General features: G+C 70.0%; 16 protein-coding genes. 9 read left to right on the top strand and 7 right to left on the bottom strand.

Annotated elements, in window-relative coordinates:
- Window positions 1-88: 88 nt before the first annotated feature.
- From ACRDSK_RS00835 to ACRDSK_RS00825, 3 genes are all read left to right on the top strand, one after another.
- The gene (locus ACRDSK_RS00835; protein WP_431437879.1) at window positions 89-3,409 is read left to right on the top strand and encodes an error-prone DNA polymerase; all 3,321 of its coding nucleotides are present in this window, start codon (window positions 89-91) and stop codon (window positions 3,407-3,409) included.
- A gap of 32 nt (window positions 3,410-3,441) precedes the next feature.
- Window positions 3,442-4,281, top strand: a complete 840-nt coding sequence (locus tag ACRDSK_RS00830) for a class I SAM-dependent methyltransferase (RefSeq protein WP_431437877.1) — start codon at window positions 3,442-3,444, stop codon at window positions 4,279-4,281.
- Between the two features lie 85 nt (window positions 4,282-4,366).
- Window positions 4,367-5,041 (top strand): DUF899 domain-containing protein, encoded by a 675-nt coding sequence (locus tag ACRDSK_RS00825; protein ID WP_431437876.1) that lies wholly within the window; start codon window positions 4,367-4,369, stop codon window positions 5,039-5,041.
- 138 nt (window positions 5,042-5,179) lie between these two features.
- Here the strand turns inward: ACRDSK_RS00825 and ACRDSK_RS00820 are convergent, their stop codons facing one another.
- Together ACRDSK_RS00820 and ACRDSK_RS00815 are read right to left on the bottom strand one after the other, a co-directional pair.
- Window positions 5,180-6,223: an inosamine-phosphate amidinotransferase 1 gene (locus tag ACRDSK_RS00820; protein ID WP_431437875.1), complete on the bottom strand. Its 1,044-nt coding sequence runs from the start codon at window positions 6,221-6,223 to the stop codon at window positions 5,180-5,182.
- 80 nt (window positions 6,224-6,303) lie between these two features.
- Window positions 6,304-6,606 (bottom strand): hypothetical protein, encoded by a 303-nt coding sequence (locus ACRDSK_RS00815; RefSeq protein WP_431437874.1) that lies wholly within the window; start codon window positions 6,604-6,606, stop codon window positions 6,304-6,306.
- A 497-nt stretch (window positions 6,607-7,103) separates the two neighbouring features.
- On the opposite strand from ACRDSK_RS00815, the gene ACRDSK_RS00810 reads away from it, so the two are divergent.
- Window positions 7,104-7,826, top strand: a complete 723-nt coding sequence (locus tag ACRDSK_RS00810; RefSeq protein ID WP_431437873.1) for a response regulator — start codon at window positions 7,104-7,106, stop codon at window positions 7,824-7,826.
- Window positions 7,827-7,875: 49 nt separating this feature from the next.
- Here ACRDSK_RS00810 and ACRDSK_RS00805 read toward each other — a convergent pair whose 3' ends face one another.
- Genes ACRDSK_RS00805 through ACRDSK_RS00785 form a run of 5 tightly spaced genes read right to left on the bottom strand, consistent with a single transcriptional unit; the run spans window position 7,876 to window position 16,203 of the window.
- Window positions 7,876-8,958, bottom strand: coding sequence for an acyl-CoA dehydrogenase family protein (locus ACRDSK_RS00805; protein ID WP_431437872.1), 1,083 nt, complete (start codon window positions 8,956-8,958; stop codon window positions 7,876-7,878).
- A 1-nt stretch (window position 8,959) separates the two neighbouring features.
- A complete protein-coding gene (locus tag ACRDSK_RS00800) occupies window positions 8,960-10,114 on the bottom strand; it encodes an acyl-CoA dehydrogenase family protein (RefSeq protein ID WP_431437871.1) in 1,155 nt (384 codons plus the stop codon).
- A 10-nt stretch (window positions 10,115-10,124) separates the two neighbouring features.
- The gene (locus ACRDSK_RS00795) at window positions 10,125-14,204 is read right to left on the bottom strand and encodes a non-ribosomal peptide synthetase (protein WP_431437912.1); all 4,080 of its coding nucleotides are present in this window, start codon (window positions 14,202-14,204) and stop codon (window positions 10,125-10,127) included.
- Window positions 14,201-15,334, bottom strand: a complete 1,134-nt coding sequence (locus ACRDSK_RS00790; protein ID WP_431437870.1) for a M20/M25/M40 family metallo-hydrolase — start codon at window positions 15,332-15,334, stop codon at window positions 14,201-14,203. Before ACRDSK_RS00790 ends, ACRDSK_RS00795 begins: the two co-directional genes overlap by 4 nt.
- Window positions 15,331-16,203, bottom strand: coding sequence for a RimK family alpha-L-glutamate ligase (locus ACRDSK_RS00785; protein ID WP_431437869.1), 873 nt, complete (start codon window positions 16,201-16,203; stop codon window positions 15,331-15,333). The genes ACRDSK_RS00790 and ACRDSK_RS00785 overlap by 4 nt, the downstream gene beginning before the upstream one ends.
- A 253-nt stretch (window positions 16,204-16,456) precedes the next feature.
- On the opposite strand from ACRDSK_RS00785, the gene ACRDSK_RS00780 reads away from it, so the two are divergent.
- From ACRDSK_RS00780 to ACRDSK_RS00760, 5 genes are read left to right on the top strand one after another with little or no spacing between them, the layout of a single operon-like run.
- Window positions 16,457-17,722, top strand: coding sequence for an ATP-grasp domain-containing protein (locus ACRDSK_RS00780; RefSeq protein ID WP_431437868.1), 1,266 nt, complete (start codon window positions 16,457-16,459; stop codon window positions 17,720-17,722).
- Window positions 17,719-18,921, top strand: coding sequence for an ornithine--oxo-acid transaminase (rocD, locus tag ACRDSK_RS00775; protein WP_431437867.1), 1,203 nt, complete (start codon window positions 17,719-17,721; stop codon window positions 18,919-18,921). Before ACRDSK_RS00780 ends, rocD begins: the two co-directional genes overlap by 4 nt.
- Window positions 18,922-18,979: 58 nt before the next feature.
- Window positions 18,980-19,729: a YqcI/YcgG family protein gene (locus tag ACRDSK_RS00770; RefSeq protein ID WP_431437866.1), complete on the top strand. Its 750-nt coding sequence runs from the start codon at window positions 18,980-18,982 to the stop codon at window positions 19,727-19,729.
- 34 nt (window positions 19,730-19,763) lie between these two features.
- On the top strand, window positions 19,764-21,053 hold the full coding sequence (locus tag ACRDSK_RS00765; RefSeq protein WP_431437865.1) for an ATP-grasp domain-containing protein: 1,290 nt from the start codon (window positions 19,764-19,766) through the stop codon (window positions 21,051-21,053).
- On the top strand, window positions 21,050-22,309 hold the full coding sequence (locus ACRDSK_RS00760) for an MDR family MFS transporter (protein WP_431437863.1): 1,260 nt from the start codon (window positions 21,050-21,052) through the stop codon (window positions 22,307-22,309). The genes ACRDSK_RS00765 and ACRDSK_RS00760 overlap by 4 nt, the downstream gene beginning before the upstream one ends.
- The last annotated feature ends 12 nt before the right edge of the window (window positions 22,310-22,321 follow it).

Raw genomic sequence — 22,321 nt, 5'->3', positions numbered from 1 at the left:
ACGAACGGGTCGGCCCGTGCACATACTTCGAACACATGTTCGATCGCTGGCTTCCCCTCGGCGACGTGGTCCGGGGCGGGAGCGGCGGGTGGGGTTTCACAGCGGCGGGCGGTCGTGGTCGGAGCTGGAGCGGGCGCTGTCCGGGCGGGTGGAGGCGCCGCCCGGGGATGGCGGGGACGGGCCGGCGTGGTCGCGGCAGCGGGAGGGCTACCCGGGTCCGCCGCCGGACCTGGTCGAGCGGCATGACTGGGACGACGTGTGCTCGGGCCTGCCTCGGGTCCCGTACGCCGAGCTGCACGTGCACTCGAACTTCAGCTTCCTGGACGGCGCCTCGCATCCGGAGCAGCTCGTCGAGGAGGCCGCCCGGGCGCGGTTGGACGCGCTCGCGCTGACCGACCACGACGGCATGTACGGGGTGGTCCGGTTCGCCGACGCCGCCCGTGAGCTCGGCATGCGCACGGTCTACGGCTCCGAGCTCAGCCTCGGCCTGTCCGCCCCGCAGAACGGTGTCGCCGACCCGGAAGGGCAACACCTGCTGCTGCTCGGCCGGGAGGTCGAGGGGTATCGGCGGCTGTGCCGGGTGATCTCCAACGCCCACCTGCGCGGCGCGGAGAAGGGCAGGCCGGTCTACGACGTCGAGGAGATCGTCGACGAGCTCGCCGGCCACAGCGTGGTGCTCACCGGCTGCCGCAAGGGTGCGGTCCGCCGCGCCCTGTTCACGTCCGGCCCGGCGGCGGCGTGGGCGCGGCTGCGGCGGTTGGTCGGGTGGTTCGGGCGGGCGAACGTGATGGTGGAGCTGATCGACCACGGCTACCCGCTGGACACGACGCACAACGACCTGCTGGCCGCGATCGCCGACGATCTCGACGTCGGGGTGATCGCGTCGAACAACGTGCACTACGCCCAACCCTCCGACGGCCACCTCGCCGCCGCGGTCGCCGCGGTCCGCGCCCGGCGCAGCCTGGACGAGCTGGACGGCTGGCTCCCGCCCGCGCCCACCGCCTATGTGCGGACCGGGGAGGAGATGAGCCGCCGCTTCCGCCGCCATCCCAGTGCTGTGCAGCGCGCCGCCCTGCTCGGGTTGGAGTGCGCGTTCGACCTCAAGCTCGTCGCCCCCGAGCTGCCGCCCTTCCCCGTCCCGAGTGGACACACCGAGATCACCTGGCTGCGCGAGCTCGTCGCCCAGGGTGCCGCGCGCCGCTACGGCCCCCGTGCTGCGGACCCGAAGGCGTATACACAGCTGGCTCACGAGCTCGGCATCATCGAGGAGCTGAACTTTCCCGGCTACTTCCTGGTCGTGTGGGACATCGTGGAGTTCTGCCGCCGCAACGACATCCTCGCCCAGGGCCGCGGCTCGGCCGCGAACTCCGCGGTCTGCTACGCCCTCGGGATCACCAACGCCGACCCCGTGAAGTGGGGCCTGCTGTTCGAGCGCTTCCTCGCCTCCGAGCGCGACGGCCCGCCGGACATCGACGTGGACATCGAGTCCGACCGCCGCGAGGAGGCGATCCAGTACGTCTACGCCAAACACGGCCGTCGCCACGCCGCCCAGGTCGCCAACGTGGTCACCTACCGCGCCCGCTCGGCCGTCCGCGACATGGCCAAGGCGCTGGGCTACTCACTCGGCCAGCAGGACACCTGGTCCAAACAGATCGACCGTTGGGGCCCGGTCGCCAAGGTCGCCGCCGACGAGGAGCACCCCATCCCGCAAGACGTGCTCGCGCTGGCACACCAGATCGGCGACACACCCCGACACCTCGGCATCCACTCCGGCGGCATGGTCATCTGCGACCGACCGGTATCCGAAGTGGTGCCGGTCGAGCACGCCCGAATGGCCGACCGCACCGTGCTGCAGTGGGACAAGGACGACTGCGCCCAGATCGGCCTGGTCAAGTTCGACCTACTCGGCCTCGGCATGCTGTCGGCGATCCACTACGCCGTCGACCTCGTCGCCGAGCACGAAGGCGTCGACGTGGACATCGCGAACTTCGACCTCGCCGACCCCAAGGTCTACGACATGCTCTGCGCCGCCGACGCGGTCGGAGTGTTCCAAGTGGAGAGTCGCGCCCAGCTCGGCACGCTGCCCCGGCTGCGGCCGCGGGAGTTCTACGACCTCGTCGTGGAGGTGGCGTTGATCCGGCCGGGCCCGATCCAGGGCGGCTCGGTGCATCCCTACATCCGGCGCCGCAACGACGAACCCTGGGAGCACGCACACCCGCTCCTGGCCGGGGCGCTGGACCGCACCCTCGGGGTGCCGCTGTTCCAGGAACAGGTCATGCAGATGGCCGTCGACGTCGCCGACTTCACCGCGGCCGAGGCCGACCAGCTCCGCCGCGCCATGGGCGCCAAACGCTCCCGCGCCAAGATGGAACGCCTTCGCGACCGCTTCTACGCCGGTGCGGCCGCCAACGGCATCACCGGCGAGCTGGCGGACCTGATCTACACCCAGGTCGAGGCGTTCTCCGGCTACGGCTTCCCCGAGGCCCACTCGATGAGCTTCGCCCTCATCGTCTACGCCAGCGCGCACCTGAAGCTGTACCACCCGGCTGCGTTCTGCGCCGGGCTCCTGCGCGCGCAGCCGATGGGCTTCTACTCACCGCAGTCCCTGGTCGCCGACGCCCGCCGGCACGGCGTGGTCACCCTGGGCCCGGACATCAACGCCAGCCTCACCCACGCCACCGTCGAACCCGACCCGGACAGCACCGGCGGCGTCGCCGTCCGCCTCGGCCTCGGCTCGGTCCGCCACCTCGGCGACGACCCCGCGCAGACGTTGGTCGACGAACGCGCCAACGGCCCGTACCGCGACATGGAAGACGTCGGCCGCCGCACCGTCCTCACCGAACCCCAGCTCGAGGCACTCGCCACCGCGGGCGCGTTCAGCGCGTTCGGCCCGGACCGGCGCCAGGCCCTCTGGACCGCCGGCGCCGTCGCCCGCGACCGCCCGCACTACCTGCCCGGCACCGCCACCGCCGGCACCGCCCCCGGCCTGCCCGGCATGAGCGCCATCGAACTGACGGTGGCCGACGTCTGGGCCACCGGCATCACCCCCGACCACCACCCGGTCCAGTTCCTCCGCGAACAGCTCGACCGCCTCGGCGCCGTCCCCACCGCCGCCGTCACCGAGATCCCCGACGGCACCCGCATCCTCGTCGGCGGCGCGGTCACCCACCGCCAACGTCCCGCGACGGCCGGCGGCATCACCTTCCTCAACCTCGAGGACGAGACCGGCATGCTCAACATCGTCTGCTCCCCCGGCCTCTGGACCCGCCACCGCCGCCTCGCCCGCGAAGCCACCGCCCTGCTCGTCCGCGGGGTCCTGCAGAACAACGCCGGCGCCGCCAGCCTCAACGCCGACCAACTCCAACCCCTCGACCTCCACACCGCACACAGGTCCCGCGACTTCCGGTGAAACACCCAGTCCCGCGCAGGCAGGCTGACGTGGTGGACCGATCAGTGGGGAGCGTGGCCGACATGCCGGAGCTGGACGCGGTCGCGTCGACGTTGTACTCGCCGCTCTTCGCCCGCGCTCACGCCGTGGAGTACGCGCCGCGGGCCGGGTTCGCCGATCCGGTCGCCGTGGAGCTGCTCGCGCGGGCGGGTGCCACCGCGTCGAAGATGCTCACCGGGCGCACGGACGTCGCGGGGGCGGTCTGGCGGGCGGCGCTGATCGACGGGCTGGCCGGACGATTCTGCCGCCGGCATCCACACGGGACGGTCGTCTCCGCGGGAATCGGGCTGTGTACCCGGCGCCAACGCCTCGGTGACTCGGTGCCCGACACCGTCACCTGGGTCGGCGTCGACGTCGCCGCGGTCGTCGAGCTGCGCCGCGCCGAGCTGCCCGACGACCCCACGACACTGGTGGCGACCTCGGTCGGCGAGCGGACCTGGGCCGACCACGTCCCGGTCCGGGTCTGCGCCGCCGGCACGCCGGTCCTGGTGATCGCCGAAGGCGTGCTGATGTATCTCGAACGCGGCGAGGTGACCGCGTTCTTCGCCGCCGCCCGCGCACGGTTCGGCGCCGGCACCGAGGTGCTGGCCGACTACTTCCACCCCCACGTGGCACTCGGCGGCCGACACCCCATCACCAGGACCGGCGTGACGTTCCGCTCCGGCGCCCGCAACGGCAGGTCCCTGCCCGGCGACGACACGGGCTGGACCCTCGACGCCGAGCACGACGTCATGGGCCGGCTCTCCCCCGCCTACCGTGCCGCCGCCACGGCGTTCCGCCTCGCCACCGCCGGCGGGCGCGCCTACTCCATCGCCCACCTCGTCGCGTCCTGACGCCCACACGAGTGCTCGTTTTGTTCAAGAAGGGACACGACGGCTCGGGTTACGGTGCGTCGAGGACCGAAGGGAGACGTCGACCATGACCCCACCACCCGTTGTCGATCACGACGCCTGGCGCAAGGAACTGGACGAGCTGCGCGTGCGCGAGAAGGCGGCCACCAGGGAGCTCGACGCGATCGCCGCGCAACGAAGAAGGCTCCCCATGGTGCGGATGCCCGAGTACATCCTGGTCGGGGCCGAGGGACCGGTCCGGCTCGTCGACATCTTCGGCGGCAGGTCGCAGTTGATCACCTACCACCACATGTGGGAGGACGCCGAGTGGCAGTGCGGCGGCTGCACCAGCTTCACCTCGTCGTTCACCCGGCTGGACTTCCTCGACAACTACGACGCCCGGTTCGTGATCGTCACCCAGGGCCCGATCGGGGCCGCCCTCGACTACGCCGAACGCGTCGGCAACAAGATGTCGTGGTACTCCACCGCCGAGAGCCCGTTCGGCGCCGACGTCGACGCGCCGGCCGGCGGCGGGTTCGGGGTCAACGTCTTCCTGCGCGACGGCGACGCCGTCTACCGCACCTGGCACACGTCCGGGCGCGGAGTCGAACAGCTCACGTTCACGTTCGCGCTGGCCGACGTGTTGCCCTACGGGCGGCAGGAAGTCTGGCAGGACTCCCCGGACGGCTGGCCGCAGACACCGACCTACAGCGCCTGGCTCGACTCGCCCGACGTCGCCCGGTTGTACGGTCCCGCGACCTGAGTCACGACCCCAGCGCGACGCAACGACGGCCCGGACGCCTGCCAGACGCCTACGAGCCAAGGGGCCTACCCGGTTCCCATGACTCCGCGGGCTTTCCGTTGACCGTTCTCAGCGCGAATTAAAAAATGCCGAAGGCGCTTACCGATAAGTGGCGAGCTCGCCTTTGCGGCGCACGTCGAGCGTCACGCAGTGGAACCCGCCGCCGAGAGTTCTGGTGTGGGTGAGCTGCGCCGGGATCACCTCCACGTCGTGGCGCTCCAGCTCCCGGACGAGCCCCGTCTGCCGCTTGTCCACAATGGCCTTTCCGGGTGCGACGACCAGGAAGTTCATCCCGATCCAGATCGAGGAATGCGGGTGGTCGCCGACGAACCCGGTGTCCACCAGCTCCGGACAGACGATCCGGTCCCAACCGCGCAGGAACTCGGGCATGTTGTCCTCGTTGACCCGCGCCGGATTCACCAGCATGAGTCCGGGTTTCAGCGGCACGATCGTCGAGTCGATGTGTGTGGACGTGTACAAACCCTCGCAGGGGTGCACCGTGTACTGGTCGCCGAGTACCGCCTGCAGCCAGCGCGCGCCGATCAGGTTGCCGCTGTCGGAGACCTGGTAGAGCAGGTCCGTGCCGAACCGGAGGATGTTCGCCGCGTCAAAGGCCGGTTCCAGGTTCCGCAACCGCTGTCCCGCCGGCGCTTTCGGCTCGTACATGTCATCCGTCAGCCGCGGCTTGGGCGCGGACAGCCAGCGCGTACCGCTCTCGAGATACTCCAGGAACAGTTCCTTGTAGGCGAACCCTTCGAGGAAACGGGACCGCAGCACCATCGGGGTCTCGATCAGCGTGTTGCCGACCGTGAGGAACCCGTCCCGCGGGCAGTAGTCGTAGAACCCGTCCGTGCTCCAATCCGGGGTGGACACCATCGACTTGTGGTCGCGCCCGCCGGGCCGCCGCACGGTCACGCCGAGGCCGGTGAGCAGACCCGCCAACTCTTCGAGCTCGGCCTCGGTCTGCTCGACCACGTCGCCGGGATACGGGCCGGTCGGAACCCGCTCCGGGTCGTCCGCCATCTCCGGGTACTCGACGGCGATCAGGCTCCGGTCCGCGACCGGTGTTCGCGCGCCCGCGATGGTCCCGACGACGATCTCCTCGAGTGGATCCCACTCCGTGTGCACATCGACCAGGCTCATCGGGTTGTTGTCCCTCCCGTCCTGCCGCGTCGACGCGGCGTCAGTCAGTCGTTTCAAGGGCAGGTGAAACGATCAAACCATTACCAAATGTCCTTTATAGACAAAGGACGGTCGAGCCCCAGCGGTAGTCGTCCTCGCGTTCGAGCATAGCCGGAACCGATGCCGCGCAGCGACCGTTCGCTGGTCCTTGACCAGGCAATCACTTGCCCGAACGGAATGTCCGGTTCGCGACCTTGGGCCGCGCGGCGGCCAGGGTCAACGGCCGTGCCGCCGATGGGCCACACCGCCGAACGCAGCATCCTCGGCGAGTGCATGTAGCCGAACACCGGCTCCGCCGCGTCGGTCCGATCCGTTGCTTGTTCGTCGGCAAGGTTGACATTCACTCGAAACATGGACTAGAACCGATTGAGGTTTGATTTTCGCGGGAAGCGATTTGTACATGTTTATGGATCACTTCCCGCACGGCATCATGATGGATGACGTCTCCGCGCATCTACGACGCCGCTATCCGGTCGATGGGTCCGGATAGCGGCGCGACGTGTGGGGTCGACGTCTAGAACAGGGGGAAGAACTCAGATGCTGATCACTGGGGCGAACCGGGGAGCTACGAAACGACCCTTATCGGGCCGTGGGCCGGCGCGTCGATCGCCCAGATCGGCGGACCCGGGCTCGGCGGCCTCCTAGTGCTGCTCGTCAGCGCCGCCCCGGTCACTCTGGTGACCGGCGCGGTGCACTTCGTTGTGTCAGTGGTCAGCCCAACGCTGACCAGGACCTCGAAGCCGGAGCCCGCCGTGGCTGAGCGGAAGGGGAGCACGATCCGCCAGATTCGGGACGGTGTCGCGGCAAAGGCTTCCAGCTACCCTGATCGAGGCGGAACACGATGACAATTCGGGTACTCATCTGCGACGAACTGCCGGTCATCAGAGACGGCTTACGGACGCTGCTCGACGCCGCGCCGGACATCGACGTGATCGACACGACCGACAACGGCATGGAGGCCATCGTCCTCGTGCGCACGGCGCGGCCCGATGTCGTGGTCACCGACCTGAACCTGCGGACCATCTCCGGCCTGGAGATGATCCGCAGGCTCGGCAAGGAGGACACGCGGCCCAACATCGTGGTGTTCACCGGATCCGACGCCGACAAGACGGTCAGCGACGTGCTGCACGCCGGTGCGAGCTGCCTGCTCGGCAAGGACGCGAGCCCACAGGATCTGATCAGCGCGACCCGGGCGGCGGCCGCGGGCCGCACCATGCTCGCGCCGGACATCGCGCAGCGCCTGGTCACCTGGTTCCGCGAACAGCCGGACACCCTGGAGTCCGCGCCGTGCCCGGAGGTGACCGAGCTGACCGAGCTGACCCCGCGGGAGCGGGACGTCACCCAGATGGTGGCACGGGGAATGTCCACCGAGGAGGTGGCGCGCGCGCTGACCATCGGCGTGGCCACCGTGCGCACCCATCTCTACCGGGTGCGCACCAAGCTCGGTGTCCGCGACCGCGCCCAGCTCGTGTCTCTGGCCTACCGGTCCGGGCTCATCCAGCCGACCGGGCGCGCTCCCGGCGACGAGAAGCCCGGGAGCCAGGCAGACCTGCGCGCGGGCTGACCCGCACAGGGCGCGTCTGGCGGGTCTTGGTCGCGCGGCCGGAGATCCGTCAGACGTGCCCTGGGACCGCCGCCGCGGCCGGCCACTCGGCGCGGTCGGTCGTGGCGGTGCGCCTGGCCAGGTCGAGGCGGGCGGCGCCGGCCAGTCGCCACAGCGCGGCGGGCTCGCCGTAGCGGCTGGACTCGGCCGCGGCCAGCCGGAAGTACCGATGCAGACCGAGCTCCGGGGTCATCGCCCGCACGCCGCAGCTCTGCATGCACACCCGCACCACGTCGCGCGCGGTCTCGGCGGCCATCGCCAGCGCGGTGACCGGCGCGGTGTCGACCTGGTCGTGCCCGGAGTCGACCAGCCAGGCGCCCCGGTACACCGCCGTCCTCGTCGCACGCAGCGCCACCACGGCACGCGCCAGTGGGAAGGCCACCGCGGGCAGGTCACGCAGCCTGGTGTCGAACTGCCGACGGACACCGGCGTAGCGCACCGCGAGCTGGTGCGCGCCCTCGGCGATGCCCAGCAGGTAAGCGGCCTGCCGGAGCCGCGCTCGCGCAAGCGGCCCGGCGAGCGAGTCGTCCAGCTCCGCGACCACGTCCGCTTCGGTGACCGGCGTCGCCTCGAGCCGGACGACCGGTGGCCAGCCGGCTGCCACGCCGCGGCCGGGTGCGTCGCGCGGCACCGCGACGAGCACCGGCACGCCGCCCGTCCTGGTGGCCACCAGCAGCGGCCCGGGTTCCGGGTCGTCGACCGTGGCCGTGCCGGTCAGTTCCCAGCCGTCCCCTCGCGGCTTCGCGGTGACGCCGTCGCCGACCGGCAGTGCCTCCAACCCGGCCAGTGCCGCGCCTGCCGGGCGACCAACATCGGCAGCCGTCGCGACGGCCCGGTAGGGGTTTCCGCCTGCCGCGCGGCCGAGCTCCTCGCTGACGAGCACCCCGGCCGTGAGGCCGAGGTCGAGGCCGCCGGCGTCAGCGGGTCGTTCGAAGTCGGCCGCGCCGAGCTGGTCGAGCACGGCCCGTGCGGGGCCGGCGGCTCCGTCGGTCACCGGCGCGCCGTGCACCTCGGAGCGCACAGGGATGCGGGCGAGAGCCGTCCGCAACGCCTTGCGCAGCTGGACGACGAGCGGGTCGGGAGTCGGGTCCACGTCAGCGCTTCTCCTGTCCGATGGAGTCGAACGCGGCGGCCATGATCTGCAGCATCACCTCGGAGGTGCCCGCGGACAGCGTGAGCCCCGGCGCCTCCCGGTAGGCGGAGTCCAGCGTCACGGCCGCCCTGGTGCGGTTCGCCCGCTGCTCGGGGCCGGGGATGTCGGCGGCCCACGCCGCGATGCTCTGGGCGAGCTCGCTGCTGTGGTACTTGGCGACGGCGGCCGCGACCGGGTCGACGCGGTCGGCCGCGAGTCCGGTGAGCACCTCCCAGGCGAGCGCGTGGTCGGCGGTGAGCGCGCCGTCCCAGCGGCCGATCTGCTCGAGGTAGGCGTCGTGCGGGGAGTCCGGCTCGCGGTCGACCAACGCCTCCAGCGCGGCCTCGAGCCAGTGCTCCGCCTTGAGGTGGTAGTCGAGGCCGGTGCGTTCGATGGCCAGTGCCTCGTTGAGCAGCGGCCATCCCTGGTCGCGCGGCCCGAGGAGGTCGTCGCCGGACACCGGCACCGAGTCGAGGTCGACCCGGTGGAACTGCTCGTCGCCGACGCCGGGTATCACCGTCACCGTCACACCGGGAGCGCTCAGGTCGACCAGGAACAGGCTGATCCCTTGGTACTTCCCGACATCCGGCGTCGTACGGGCCGCGCACAGCCCGAGGTCGACGAACCGCGTCTTGAGGCTGAACACCTTCGTGCCGGTGAGCCGGTAGCCGTCGCCGTCCGGCTCGGCCACGGTCCGCAGCGCGCCGAGATCCGATCCCGCGTCCGGTTCGGTGTAGAGCACCGACGCGAACCGCTCACCGCGAGCCAGCCCGGGCAGATGCCGGCGCTGCTGTGCGGTGGAACCCGCCATCAGCAGGAACTGGCCGACGATCTGGATGGTGTTGACGTGCAACGTGTCCGGCACTCCCGCGCGCACGAGCTCCTCGGCGACGATCGCGGCGTCGGTGAGCGGCCGGTCCGCGCCGCCGAACTCGGCGGGCCAGTGCACGGCGAGCAGTCCGAGCTCACCGAGCAGGCGGTACAGCGGCCGCACGTCCGGCTCGACGCCGTCCGCACCGGTGGCGTCGACCGCCGCCGCGCGCACCTCGGCGGAGTGCAGCGTCTGCCGCACGTCCGCCCGGAACCGTTGTTGTTCCTCGGTGAACCCGAACCGCATGTACGTCTCCTCAGGGCGCGAGCGTCCGTTCGATCTCGGTGACGATCCGGCCCAGCGCCGGTTCCGAGAACAGCGTGTAGTGGTCGCCGGGCAGGTCGTCGGCCTGGAACGGGCCCGTGCACACCGCCCGCCACTGCGCTTCCGCGGCGGGGCGAGGCGAGGCGGCCAGGAGGGTGACCGGCCCGCCGTACGGGCCCGGCGGTTGGTAGGACTGCATCGACAGCGCGCACGCCCGGAAGGTGGCGTAGCGACTGGCCAGCTCGTCGTCGTCCAGCTCCAGTTCGACACCGAGCGACGCCAGGGTCTTCCGCAGGTCGGTCAGATCGGCGACCGGGTCGTCCAGCACCGCGCGCACCGGCGGGCCGTCCTGCCCCGCCAGCCTGGCGACGTCGTGCACGAACCGCCGGCGGACCATGTCCTCGTCGAGCAGGACGTCGTCTTCGTCGTAGAAGGCGTCCAGGAGCAACAGCGACGGCCGTTGACCGGTTTCCCGCTCCAGCTGCCTGGCGACCTCGAAGGCGAGTACGCCCCCGTAGGACCAGCCGGCCAGGCAGAACGACTCCGGGAGGCCGGCCGTGACCAGTCCCCGCGTGATCCGGGTGGCGACAGCCGTCACGCCGTCTCGGGGTTCCAGGGCGGCATCCCGCGGGTCGGCGGCGAACCCGGCCACCCCGATGCCCTCGCGCAGCGCCCTGACCAGCGGCACGTAGCAGAACAGCTCACCGCCCGACGGGTGCACCAGGATCACCCGCGCCGGGCCGGGCGGTCGCATCAGCACCGGTGCCCGGCCGTCGTCCGCCGGGGCCTCCGTGCTCGACAGGTTCTCCAGCATGTCGAGCGGATCGTCGTCGCCGAGCCGCGTGGCGCGGGCGGTGTCGATGGTGGTGGCCAGGTGCGCGGCCGTGGGTGAGACGAAGAAGTCGTTGAGCGCGATCTCCACCTCGAACCTGCGGTTGATCGCCGACATCAGCTGTGCGGCCTGGAGGCTGTTGCCGCCCGCCTGGAAGAAGTCGTCGTGCACGCCGAGCCGGTCGTTGCGCAGCAGCGGGGTGAGCACCTCGCGCAGCAGCACCCGTTCGGTCGCGGTGCGTGGCTCGTCGGCCGACCCGACGCCCGCCGAGCCCGGGTCCGGCGCGGGCAGCCTGCGCCAGTCGACCTTGCCGCTGCTGGTAAGCGGAAGTTCTTCCAGGACGACGAAGTACGACGGGATCATGTACGACGGCAGGACCGTGCCGAGATGCGCGCGCACCGACGGCACCTGCTGCTCGCCGACGCCCGTCAGGTAGCCGACCAGGTGCTTGTCACCGGCGTCGTCGGTCCACGGCCGCACGCTGACCGGCCCGATCCCGGCGAAGGCGGCCAACGCCGACTCCACCTCGCCCAGCTCGATCCGCAGACCACGGATCTTGACCTGCTGGTCGAGCCGGCCGAGGAAGACCAGCCGCCCGTCCGGCAGGCGCTTCACCAGGTCTCCGGTGCGGTACAACCGTTTGCCCGGCGCGGTGCCGAACGGGTCGGTGACGAACTTCTCCGCCGTCAGCTCGGCCCGGTCGAGGTAGCCGCGCGCCAGCCCGGCACCGCCGATCACCAGCTCGCCCGGCACGCCGATCGGCACCGGGCGCAGCTCGCGGTCCAGCACGTGCGCCACGTGGTTGGTCATGGGCAGCCCGATCGGCGGCGAGGCGTCCCAGGTGCCCGGACACTCCTCGACGATCATCGTCACCGTGCACTCGGTCGGCCCGTAGCCGTTGAACAGCCGCCGGCCCGGGTTCCACCGGTTCACCAGCTCACCGCTGAACGCCTCGCCGCCGACGAACGCGATCCGCAGGTTGGTGAACTTCTCCGGCGCCAGCAACGGCATCACGGTCGGCGGCAGGTCGATGACGGTGATGCCGGCTCGTTCCATCAAGGACTGGAGCCGGTCGATGGACAGCCGTTCGTCGTCGGTCGCCACGCACAGGCGGGCCCCGGTCAGCAGCGCGGAGAACGTCTCGAACACCGAGACGTCGAAGGTCATCGACGCGAACCCGAGGATCCGGTCGGCCGGTGTCAGGTCGAACAGGTCCCGCGTGGAGTCGATGAAGTTGACCACGCCGCGATGTTCGAGCAGCACGCCCTTCGGCCGGCCGGTGCTGCCGGAGGTGTAGATGATGTACGCGACGTCGCCGGGCTTCGCGGCGAGCGGGAGGTTCTCGGCGGGCAGCGCCGCCAGCTCCGCGCGGACGTCGTCCAGTGTCACGACGGGTGCGGCGACCGCGCTCACGGCCGCGGCGACGTCGGCGTGCGCGATCACCGCGCGCACGCTCGCGTCGGCGGCGATCTCGGCGACCCGCGCGGAGGGATGCGTCGGGTCGAGCGGCACGTAGGCCGCGCCGGTCTTGAGCACCGCGAGCACCGCGGTCGTCAGGTCCAGGTTCCTGCGCAGGCACAGGCCGATCCGCGTGCCGGGCTCGGCGCCGCGTTCGCGCAGCAGGGCGGCGAGCCGGTTCGCTCGGGCGTTGAGCTCGGCGTAGCTGGTCTCGACGTCCTCGACGACGACCGCCACGCTGTCCGGAGCCTCCTCGGCGCGCGCCTCGAACTGTTCCACCACAGTGGTTTCACGAATCGGCCGCACCGGCCCGCTGCCGACCTCGGCGAGGAACTCCTTGTCCGCCGGGCTCAGCACGTCCGCCGCGGACAGCGGGGCGTCCGGGTCGGCGGTCAGCGTGCGCAGCAGCTCGTCGTAGTGCCGGGCGAACCTGGCGATGCTCTCGCCGTCGAACAGGTCGGTGTTGAACTCGATGTCCAGTCGCGCGTCGGCGCCGGGAACCGTTGGCTCCACCAGGTTCCAGCTCATGTCGAACCGGGAGACGCCGACCCGGACGACCTCCGTCGACGTCACGAGACCGGGCAGGTCGGTCGCGGCACCGGCCTGCTGCCGGGCGAACACGATCTGGAAGATCGGTGAGCGGGAGGGGTCACGGGTCGGCTGCACCGCGTCGACCAGCTTGTCGAACGGCAGGTCGCCGTGCGCGTGCGCGTCCGCCGCCACGAGCTTGACCCGCTTCACCAGCTCGCGGAAGGTCGGGTCGCCGGAGACGTCCCCGCGCAACACCATCATGTCGACGAAGAACCCGATCACCGATGACAACGTGTCGTGCCGCCGGTTCGCGTCCGGCGAGCCGATCACCAGGTCTTCGAGGCCGGAGTAGCGGTGCAGCAGCGTGAAGAACGCGGCGACGAGGACGTCGAACCGGGTCGCGCCCTCCGCTCGGGCCAGCTCCCCCGCCCGCGCCAGGCCCTCGTGCCCGACCGCGAAACCGCCGACGTCACCGGCGAAGGTCAGCGCGTCGCCGCGTGGCCGGTCGGTCGGGAACTCAAGCACCTCGGCGCCCGTCAGCTCGTCCCGCCAGTGCGTGGCCAGCTTGTCCAGCTCGCCGCCGTCGGACCAGTCGCGTTGCCACACCGCGTAGTCCGGGTACTGCACGGGAAAGTCGGGCAGCCGCGGTTCGTCGCCGTCGCGCAGCGATCGGTAGACCTCGGCCAGTTCGCCGGCCAGGACACCGAGTGACCGGTCGTCGAACGCGATGTGGTGTGCGTAGAACAGGAACAGGTGGTCGTCCGGCGCCACCCTGACCAACACCGCGCGCCACAGCGGCGTCCTGGCGAGGTCCAGCGGTGCCTTGACCAGTTCGTCGACGAACGTCCGCGCGGCGACGAGCTGCTGCTCGTGGTCGTCACCCGCCACCTCGACCAGCGGCAGCTCGACCGGGACCTCGGCGGCCACCGCCTGTACCGGACCGTCCACACGCGACACGATCGCGGTCCGCAGCGCCTCGTGCCGGGCCACGACCGCGGCCAGCGCCGAGCGCAACGCGCCCACGTCCAGGTCGCCCCGCAGCCGGGTGCACCACGACACGTTGTAGGCGGGACTGTCCGGCGCCAGACGGTCCAGGAACCACAGGGTCTCCTGCGCGTGCGACAGCGGGGCCGGACCGGTGTCCCCGCGTGGCGTCGGACCCTGGCCGGCCGCGTCCTCCGCCTGCGCCCTCAGCAGCGCGAGGAACTGCGCACGGCGCGGCGCGGGCAGCGCGGCGAGGCGCTGGGTCATGTCGGGCAACGAAGACTCCTCTCGGCAAGCGGTGCACCGACTCCCGGGTCGTCCGAGCCGACGGGCAGGAGTGCCAGCTCCGAGATGGCGATCGACAGCACGTTGATGCCACGCAGGAAGTCGGACAACTGGATGTGCTCGGTGTCGGCGTGATCGAGCTTGCTGTCGCCCGGGCCGTAGGTCGCCATCGGGATGTCCCAGACCTCGGCGAGGGTGTTCATGTCCGAGGTGGCCGTCTTCACCAGCAGCCGGGGCTGGGCGTGCAGTCGCCGGATGCCGGACACCAGTGCGCGGACCGCCGGGTTGGCCCGGCCCACCCGGCAGGCCGCCACCGAGTTCAGCACCTCGAGCTTGCCGGCCGTCAGGCGCTCGTGCAGCTTGCGCACCAGCGCGTCGACGTCGAACCCCGGTGGGGTGCGGACGCTGATGTCCGCCGTGGCCGAGGTCAGGTCGCCGTTGAGCTGGCAGAGCGTCGCGCCCGGCCGGGCGAACACGTCGTGGCCGACGTCCGGCCCGAGCAGGTCGACCAGCGCGGCCCAGCACTCGACGGCGAGCTCGGACGCCTTCGGCGCCGGGTTGCTCGGGTGGGTGGCCGGGCACTTGACGGTGTAGCGCAGGTCGAGCTTGCCCTTGTAGCCGAGGACCACGCTCGACCAGCCGCTCGGTTCGCCGATGATCAGCGCGTCCGGCCGGTCGTGGGTGGCTCGGATCGCCATCGCGCCACGGGATCCGGGGGTCTCCTCCTCGACGACGCCGATCACCACGATCCGGCCGGGGAAGTCCACCGCGCCGGCCGCGGCGCAGATCATCGCGGCGAGCGGTCCCTTCGCGTCCACCGCGCCGCGGCCGTAGAGCTTGCCGTCCTCGGAGCGGACCGGGAGTTGGCCCGGGACGGTGTCTATGTGCCCCAGCAGCATCAGTGTCGGGCCGTCGCCGCGTTCGATCACGCCGATGACGTTGCCCACGACGTCGATGTGCGTCTGGAAGCCCAGGTCCACCATCGCCTCGGCCAGGAAGTCGGCCAGCGCGCGCTCCTGGTAGGACGAGGAGGGGATCTCCAGCATCCCGCGCAGCAGCCCGGCGGCGTACATCTCGGTGACAACGCCGGACGAAGTGAAGGCCCAGTTCATCGTTGCGCTCGTTCCAGTAGGTGTTCGACGATGCGGTCCGCGACATCGACCCGGCCGGCGAGCGCGGCCTGGAAGCCGGCGAACTCGACCCGGTGGTTGACCTCCAGCACCAGCGGCCGGCCGTCGCGGTCCTCGATCAGGTCGACACCGGCGATGTCGGCGCCGACGGCGGCGGCGGCGTCGACCGACAGCTTGGTGATCTCCGGCGTCGGCTCACACGGCCGGGTCTGCGCACCGAGCGCCACGTTGGTGCGCCACAGCTCACCGGTCCGGTAGACGGCGCCTAGCAGGTCGCCGCCGACCACGATCGCCCTGATGTCACGGCCGGGCTTGTCGATCAGCTCCTGCACGTACCCGAGGTGCGACTGCGGACCGGGCAGCGCGGCGACGTACTCGAGCACGCCTTCCGCGCTGGCGCGGTCGGGCAGCCGAACCACCAGCCGCCCCCACGAACCGACCAGCGGTTTGATCAGTGCCGGGTAGCCGATGGAGTCCAGCGCGGCCAGCGCGGCCTGCGGGGTGAGGCCGAGCGCGGTGCGCGGTGTCGGCAACCCGGCCGCCTGCAACGCCAACGTGGTACGCCACTTGTCACCGCACACCTCGGTCGCGTCCGCGCTGTTGACCACCTCGACGCCCGCCGAGGCGAGGCAGCGGGCCGCGTACGCCGCGCGGGCCTGGCCGATCTCCCGGTTCAGCACGAGACTCCAGGGCAGGTCACGCTGTCCGGCCGTGAACCACTGTCCGCGCGTGTCGACCTGGTCGAAGTGGACACCGCGCCGGTCGAACGCGTCGAAGAGCCGTTTCTCGTCCGCGCCGACCCTGCTGGCGAGCACGGCGATCACGCCGTCACCCGGGTGCGCTGGTGTCACGTGACCTCCGTAGTAGGACCGTCGCAAGGGACGTTACGGGCACGTCGACACCGTGCGCGTCCGCGACAAGTTCAGCCGCGGGGACGCATTGCGTTGACTGTGCGCCCCGGCGGCTGCGTATTTCGCTTACCCGGCCCGGGCCTCGCCCGTGCCACTCTTGACCGGGTTCGACGCCGATGAAACGGCCGACATCCACCGTGCAGAAGGGAAGTAGCTGACCATGCCAACCAGTTCCGGCACACGAACGAATCGAGTGGCGATCGTCGACGTGAACTCGTCGAAGAGCCAGGTGCTGGCTGCGCTACATCAGCACGGCACGGAGTGTGTGCACGTCCAGTCGCCGGACCCCGACGTCGTCCTGGGTCAGCCGTACGACCCCGAGGGCTTCGTCGGCGGTGTTCGGCACGACGGTGACGTCACGGCCACGGCGTCCGCGCTCCGTGAGTACGGGGTCAGCAGTGTGATCGCCATCGGAGAGTCGGGTGTCGAGCTGGTCGCCCAACTCTCCGCCGAACTCGGCACTCCCGGCAACGGGCTGAGCCGGCCGAACTGCCGACGCGACAAGTACGAGATGGTCCTGGCTCTGCGCGATGCCGGACTGGCACACGCAGCCTCCATCGTCTCCCCCGACGTGGACGAGATCATCGAATGGGCCGAGACGACCGTGGGCTATCCCATCGTGCTGAAACCGGTCGCCAGCTGTGGCACGGACAACGTCATGGCTTGTCCGTCACCGGAAAAGGTTCGCGCCGCCCACGAAAAGATCATGACCAGCACCGACCGCTTCGGACAGACCAACGAGACGGTGCTCGCGCAACAGTTCCTCGAAGGCGACGAGTACTACGTCAACACGGTCAGTCGCAACGGCAAACACCGCACCGTCGATATCTGGCGATACTACAAACGTCGAGACCCCGGCGGCAGCTTCGTCTATGACTACGACGAGCCGCTGGCGCCGGACGACCCGGACGCGAAAGCGCTGGAGCTCTACACGCATCAGGTGCTCGATGCCCTGGAGATCCACAACGGGGCCGCCCATACCGAGGTCATGCTGACCGCCAGAGGACCGGTGCTCGTCGAATGTGCCGGACGCATCGGCGGTGCACACGCGCCGGAGGTCCTCAGGCGCTGTTTCGGCACCAACCAGGTGGATCTGCTTGCTCTGTCCGTGGCGAAGCCGGACGAGTTCGACCGCCTGCCCACCACCGCGTGCCCATTGCTCCAACGCACACGTTCCGTGTCTCTCATCAACCCGAGGGACTCCGGCGTCGTCCCCTCTCACGAGTCGATGGCTGAAATTCGCGCACTACCGTCCCACGCCTATACCAGCATGTGGCATCCGGAAGGGCGCCGGCTTCCTCGGACGATCGATGCCGGGACGGCTCCGGGGCTCATATATCTCGTCTCAGATGATTCGGCAGAGATCCTCGCTGACTATCAGAAGCTGCGACAGATCGAACTTGACTACCTCTACGACGGCAGGTCCCATGTGGAACCCGCGGAAGGAGTGTCGACATGACCACGGTCGCCATCCCCACTCATGACCACATCGCCCTGGCCGAACGCTGGGGCCCCTCCGACTACATCCCGCTGCCCGTGGTGCTCGCCCACGGGGAAGGCGCCTGGGTGACCGATGTGCACGGTCGGCGCTACCTCGACTTCCTCGCCGGGTACTCCGCGCTCAACTTCGGCCACCGCCACCCCGACATCGTCGCCGCGGCCAAGGCGCAGCTCGACAGGCTGACACTGACCAGCCGGATGTTCCACCACGACCAGTTCGCGCTGTTCTGCCAGGAGCTGGCCGAGCTGACGGGCACCGAGAGGGTGCTGCCCTCCAACTCCGGCGGCGAGGCGATCGACTCGACCGTGAAGATCGCCAGGAGGTGGGCCTACCGGGTCAAGGGCGTGCCGGACGGCGCCGCCGAGATCGTGGTCGCGGGCTCGAACTTCCACGGCCGCACCACGACCATCGTCTCGTTCTCCACCGACGCTCACGTCCACGACGGGTTCGGCCCGTACACCCCGGGCTTCAAGGTCGTGCCCTACGGCGACATCGACGCGCTGCGCTCGGCGATCACCGACAACACGGCGGCGGTCCTACTGGAACCGATCCAGGCCGAGGCGGGCGTGGTCATCCCCCCGAAGGGCTACCTCGCCGAGGTCCGCCAGCTCTGCGACGACACCAACACGTTGTTCGTCGCCGACGAGATCCAGTCCGGACTGGCCCGCACCGGCACGACGCTGGCACTGGACCACGAAGGCGTCCGCGCCGACCTCTACACCGTGGGCAAGGCGCTGAGCGGCGGGACCATGCCGGTGTCCGCGGTGATCGGCCGGGCCGACGTCCTCGGCGTGATCAAGCCCGGCGAGCACGGCTCGACCTTCGCCGGCAACCCGCTGGCGTGCGCGGTCGGCCGCGCGGTGATACGGATGCTGGCGACCGGGGAGTTCCAGGAACGGTCCCGTGAGCTCGGCGCGTACGCGCACTCCCGGCTCGGCGAACTGGACAGCGTCGCCGAGGTCGGTGGCCGTGGACTGTGGGCCAACGTGCGGATCGCCGAAGGCCGCCCGACCGGACGAAAGGTGTCCGAGGCGCTGCTCGAGCGTGGCGTGCTGTGCAAGGTGGGCGATGCGAACCTTCGGGTGTCGCCACCGCTGGTGATCACTCGCGAGGAGATCGACTTCGCCGTCGACGCGATCGCGGAAGTTCTGGGCTGACGCAGTCCGACGTATTCACAAAACGCTAGAACATTTCAGAGAAGGGTATCCGCCGATGGTGAGCAGGCCAACGATCTCGACTTCCGAAGGTGGACCGATATTCAAGCCGTCAGTCCCCCGCGAGCTGCCATGGGAGCGCGACGCAGCGGAAAAATTCACCAAGCTGATGCTGGATGACGAGCGGCCATTCCCATGCATCTATGGGGTGGACGCCTTCAAGACGGAGAGCTTGCGGTACGCCTTCATCACCCAGGAGGACGGCGGGGAAGTACAACTCGCCGCCGCCCTTCGCGAGTTCGTCGCGCAGGCACACTCCCTGGGACGACGCGCCTCCATGGTCGCCTTCTTCGACAAGACCTCCGAAAGGCAGACGCTGGAGGAGTATCGCGACCTCTTCTGGGACACTCTGCAAAAGGTTCATGCCCTGGACGAGGATCCCTGGCCCGCAGACGTTCCAACCGACACGAACAATGAGTGGTGGGAGTTCTGCTTCGCCGGCATGAAGCTGTTCGTCGTCGGCAACACGCCGGCGTACGAAAACCGCGCCAGTCGCCACTTCGACTACTTCAGCATCACGTTCCAGCCTCGCTTCGTCTTCGACGACGTCACCGACAAGACTCCGCACGGGAGGAATGGCAGGAGGATCATCAGGGAGCGCTTGCACTCCTATGACGAGATCCCTCCGACGCCAGCCCTCGGCGATTTCGGCACGCCAGGAATTCGTGAATGGCGTCAGTATTTTCTCGAAGACCACAATGAGCCGCTGTCACTCGACGAGAAGTGCCCATTCGACACCGGCAAGAACTAGGGGCACCAAGGAAAGGCGAGAAAAGGAGGCCGTGTTGTCCACTTATGTTGTGCCCACCGGCCAACGGTCCTCGACGGCCGCCACCGGACGGCCTCACGTCCTGGTCGTCGGTGGCCCGTCCATTCATGTGTGCAAGGCCCGGGAGCTGGGTCTGGACGTGGACTACGCCCAGTACCCGAACAGGTATGACAGCGGCCACTGGCCCTACGTCGACCACGCGCTGCTGCTCGACTACGCCGACTTCGACCAGCTGCTGCCACTGGCCAGGACGTTGCACGAGACGTCCCCGTTCCAGGCGGTCCTGACACTGTCCGACTTCGGGCTGCTGCCGGCGGCACAGCTCAACGAGGCGTTCGGTCTCGGCGGCGAGTCCGTCGAGACCGTGGAACTGCTGCTGGACAAGTCGCGGATGCGCCGGCACCTGGCCGCGAAGGGCATCAGCCCGGTGGCTTCCGCGGTCGGCCGTTGCACCCAGGACGTTCGGGAGTTCGTCCAGGCACACGGATTGCCGATCATCGTCAAGCCGACCCGTGAGGGGGGCAGCCTGGCGGTGTTCCACGTCCGCGACCAAGCCGACGCGGACACGGTCGCCGACCGGTACCGAGCCCTCGCCGACAAGGCATGGAATCCCGGGGACCTGGGCTTCGCCGACTCCTTCGACGAGTTCCTCATGGAGGAGTTCCTGGACGGCCCGGAGATCAGCGTGGAGACCCTGAGCTTCGACGGCCGGCATGTGGTCGTCGCGGTGACCGACAAGGAGCTCGGCGGCACCGGTTTCGCCGAGGTCGGGCTTTCGACCCCCAGCGCCCAGCCGGGCGAGACGCTGCGCGACGCCACGCGGTTGGTGACGGATCTCCTCGACGCGGTGGGGCTGCGCAACGGTCCAGCGCACACCGAGGTCAAGCTGACCTCGCGCGGCCCGCGGATCGTCGAGTCGCACAACCGCATCGGCGGTGGCGGGATCAACGACATGACCGAGACCGTCTACGGTGTCGACATGGAGCGCTACGCGCTGTGCGCGGGGCTCGGCGTGCTGGAGCCGCTGGCCGCGTCGCCAGAGCCCCGGGGCGCGGCGTCCCACGCGGCCATCATGCCGGAGCCCGGCCGGGTCGTGGAGGTGACCGGCGAGGACGTCGTGCGCGCGGACCCGGCGTTCATCGACCTCAACGTGAGAGTGAAGCCGGGCGACGTGGTACGGCCGCTGACCTGGAACGAGGACATCAGCGGTTGGGTCCTCGCCCGCGGCGCCGACACCGCCGACGCGGTCGCCAACGGCAGGCGGCTGGCGGCGGCGATCCACGTGCGTACCGAGCCCATCACGTGAGCTCGGCACCGCCGGACAAGCCGGACACCAAGGACCCGCCGTTCCGCGAAGCGCTGCGCGGTCTGCCCAGCCGTGTGTGGCTCATCAGCATCGGCGCTCTGGTCAACCAGGTCGGCAACTTCCTGCCCATCTTCATCACTCTCTACCTGGTCGAACGCGGCTATTCCGCCGGTGCCGCGGGGCTCGTGCTGGGCGTGTCCGGCGTGGGCAGAGTGCTCGGCAACACCGTCGGCGGCTACCTGGCCGACAGGTTCGGCCGGCGATGGACCATCGCCGGGTCCGCCGTGACCACTTCCGGGCTGGTGGCGAGCGTTCCGTATCTCGGGTCGCTCGCGACCATCGTCGCGGTGGTCGGTCTCATCGGCGTGACGTCGCAGATCTACCGACCGGCCGCGGCCGCGGTGCTGGTCGACTCCGTGGAGACCCATCAGCAACGGCTCGCCGCCTTCGGAGTGTTCCGGTTCGCGCAGAACCTCGGCGTCACGGTGGGCGGCGTCATCGGCGGTGTGCTGGCCGACACCTCCTATGAGGCGCTCTTCCTCACCAACGCCGCCGCGGGCCTGCTGTTCGGCGTGTTCGTGGCGGTGCTGGTGCGGGATGCGCCCCAATCGGAGGCCGACCAGGACGACGCGGACACGCGGGCGGACCGCGTGGCGGGTTACCGACAGGCGTTCGCCGATCGCATCCTGGTGCGATTCCTGCTGATGACCGTGCTCGCCGAGTTCGCCTACATCCAGGTCACCGTCGGCCTACCCCTGCACATCAACGACGTGGGTCTGAGCGAACGCCACTTCGGTTACCTCATGGGGTTGGCCGGTCTGCTGGTGTTGGTGCTGGAACTCCCCATCACCGCCGTGGTCTCCCGGTACCGGCCGGAGTACGTGCTGGCCCTCGGCAACCTGATCATCGGTGTCGGTCTCGCGCTGACCGGGTTCGCGACCGACATGGGTCCGCTGGTGGCAACGGTGGTGATCTGGACGCTCGGCGAGATGATGAGCACCTCCATCGCCCAGGCATATCTGGCAAATCGGACTCCGCCGGGGATGGTCGGGCGCTACCAGGGGTTGTACGGCGCCGCGTACACGACCGGTACGAGCGCCGGACCAGCAATCGGCGGCGCCTTGTACGCGATCGCCCCATGGACGCTGTGGGGCATGGTCGCCGTGTTCGGGTTGCTGTCCGCCCAGCTCGCCCTGCCAAGCCGCCGCGCGGCGTCCAGCCGCGAGGCGTCCACAGTGGCCGAACCGGACTCCTGACACAGCCGCGAA

It is taken from the genome of Actinophytocola sp. (assembly GCF_050699915.1).
Classification (GTDB): Bacteria; Actinomycetota; Actinomycetes; order Mycobacteriales; family Pseudonocardiaceae; genus Actinophytocola.
This window is presented reverse-complemented; position numbering and strand designations above follow the sequence as displayed.

Bases quoted from the DNA above. Each gene is read 5' to 3' on its own strand.
- ACRDSK_RS00795 (WP_431437912.1), bottom strand. From the start codon at position 14,204: ATGACCCAGCGCCTCGCCGCGCTGCCCGCGCCGCGCCGTGCGCAGTTC.
- rocD (WP_431437867.1), top strand. From the start codon at position 17,719: ATGACCACGGTCGCCATCCCCACTCATGACCACATCGCCCTGGCCGAA.
- ACRDSK_RS00790 (WP_431437870.1), bottom strand. From the start codon at position 15,334: ATGAACTGGGCCTTCACTTCGTCCGGCGTTGTCACCGAGATGTACGCC.
- ACRDSK_RS00810 (WP_431437873.1), top strand. From the start codon at position 7,104: ATGACAATTCGGGTACTCATCTGCGACGAACTGCCGGTCATCAGAGAC.
- ACRDSK_RS00800 (WP_431437871.1), bottom strand. From the start codon at position 10,114: ATGCGGTTCGGGTTCACCGAGGAACAACAACGGTTCCGGGCGGACGTG.
- ACRDSK_RS00820 (WP_431437875.1), bottom strand. From the start codon at position 6,223: ATGAGCCTGGTCGATGTGCACACGGAGTGGGATCCACTCGAGGAGATC.
- ACRDSK_RS00825 (WP_431437876.1), top strand. From the start codon at position 4,367: ATGACCCCACCACCCGTTGTCGATCACGACGCCTGGCGCAAGGAACTG.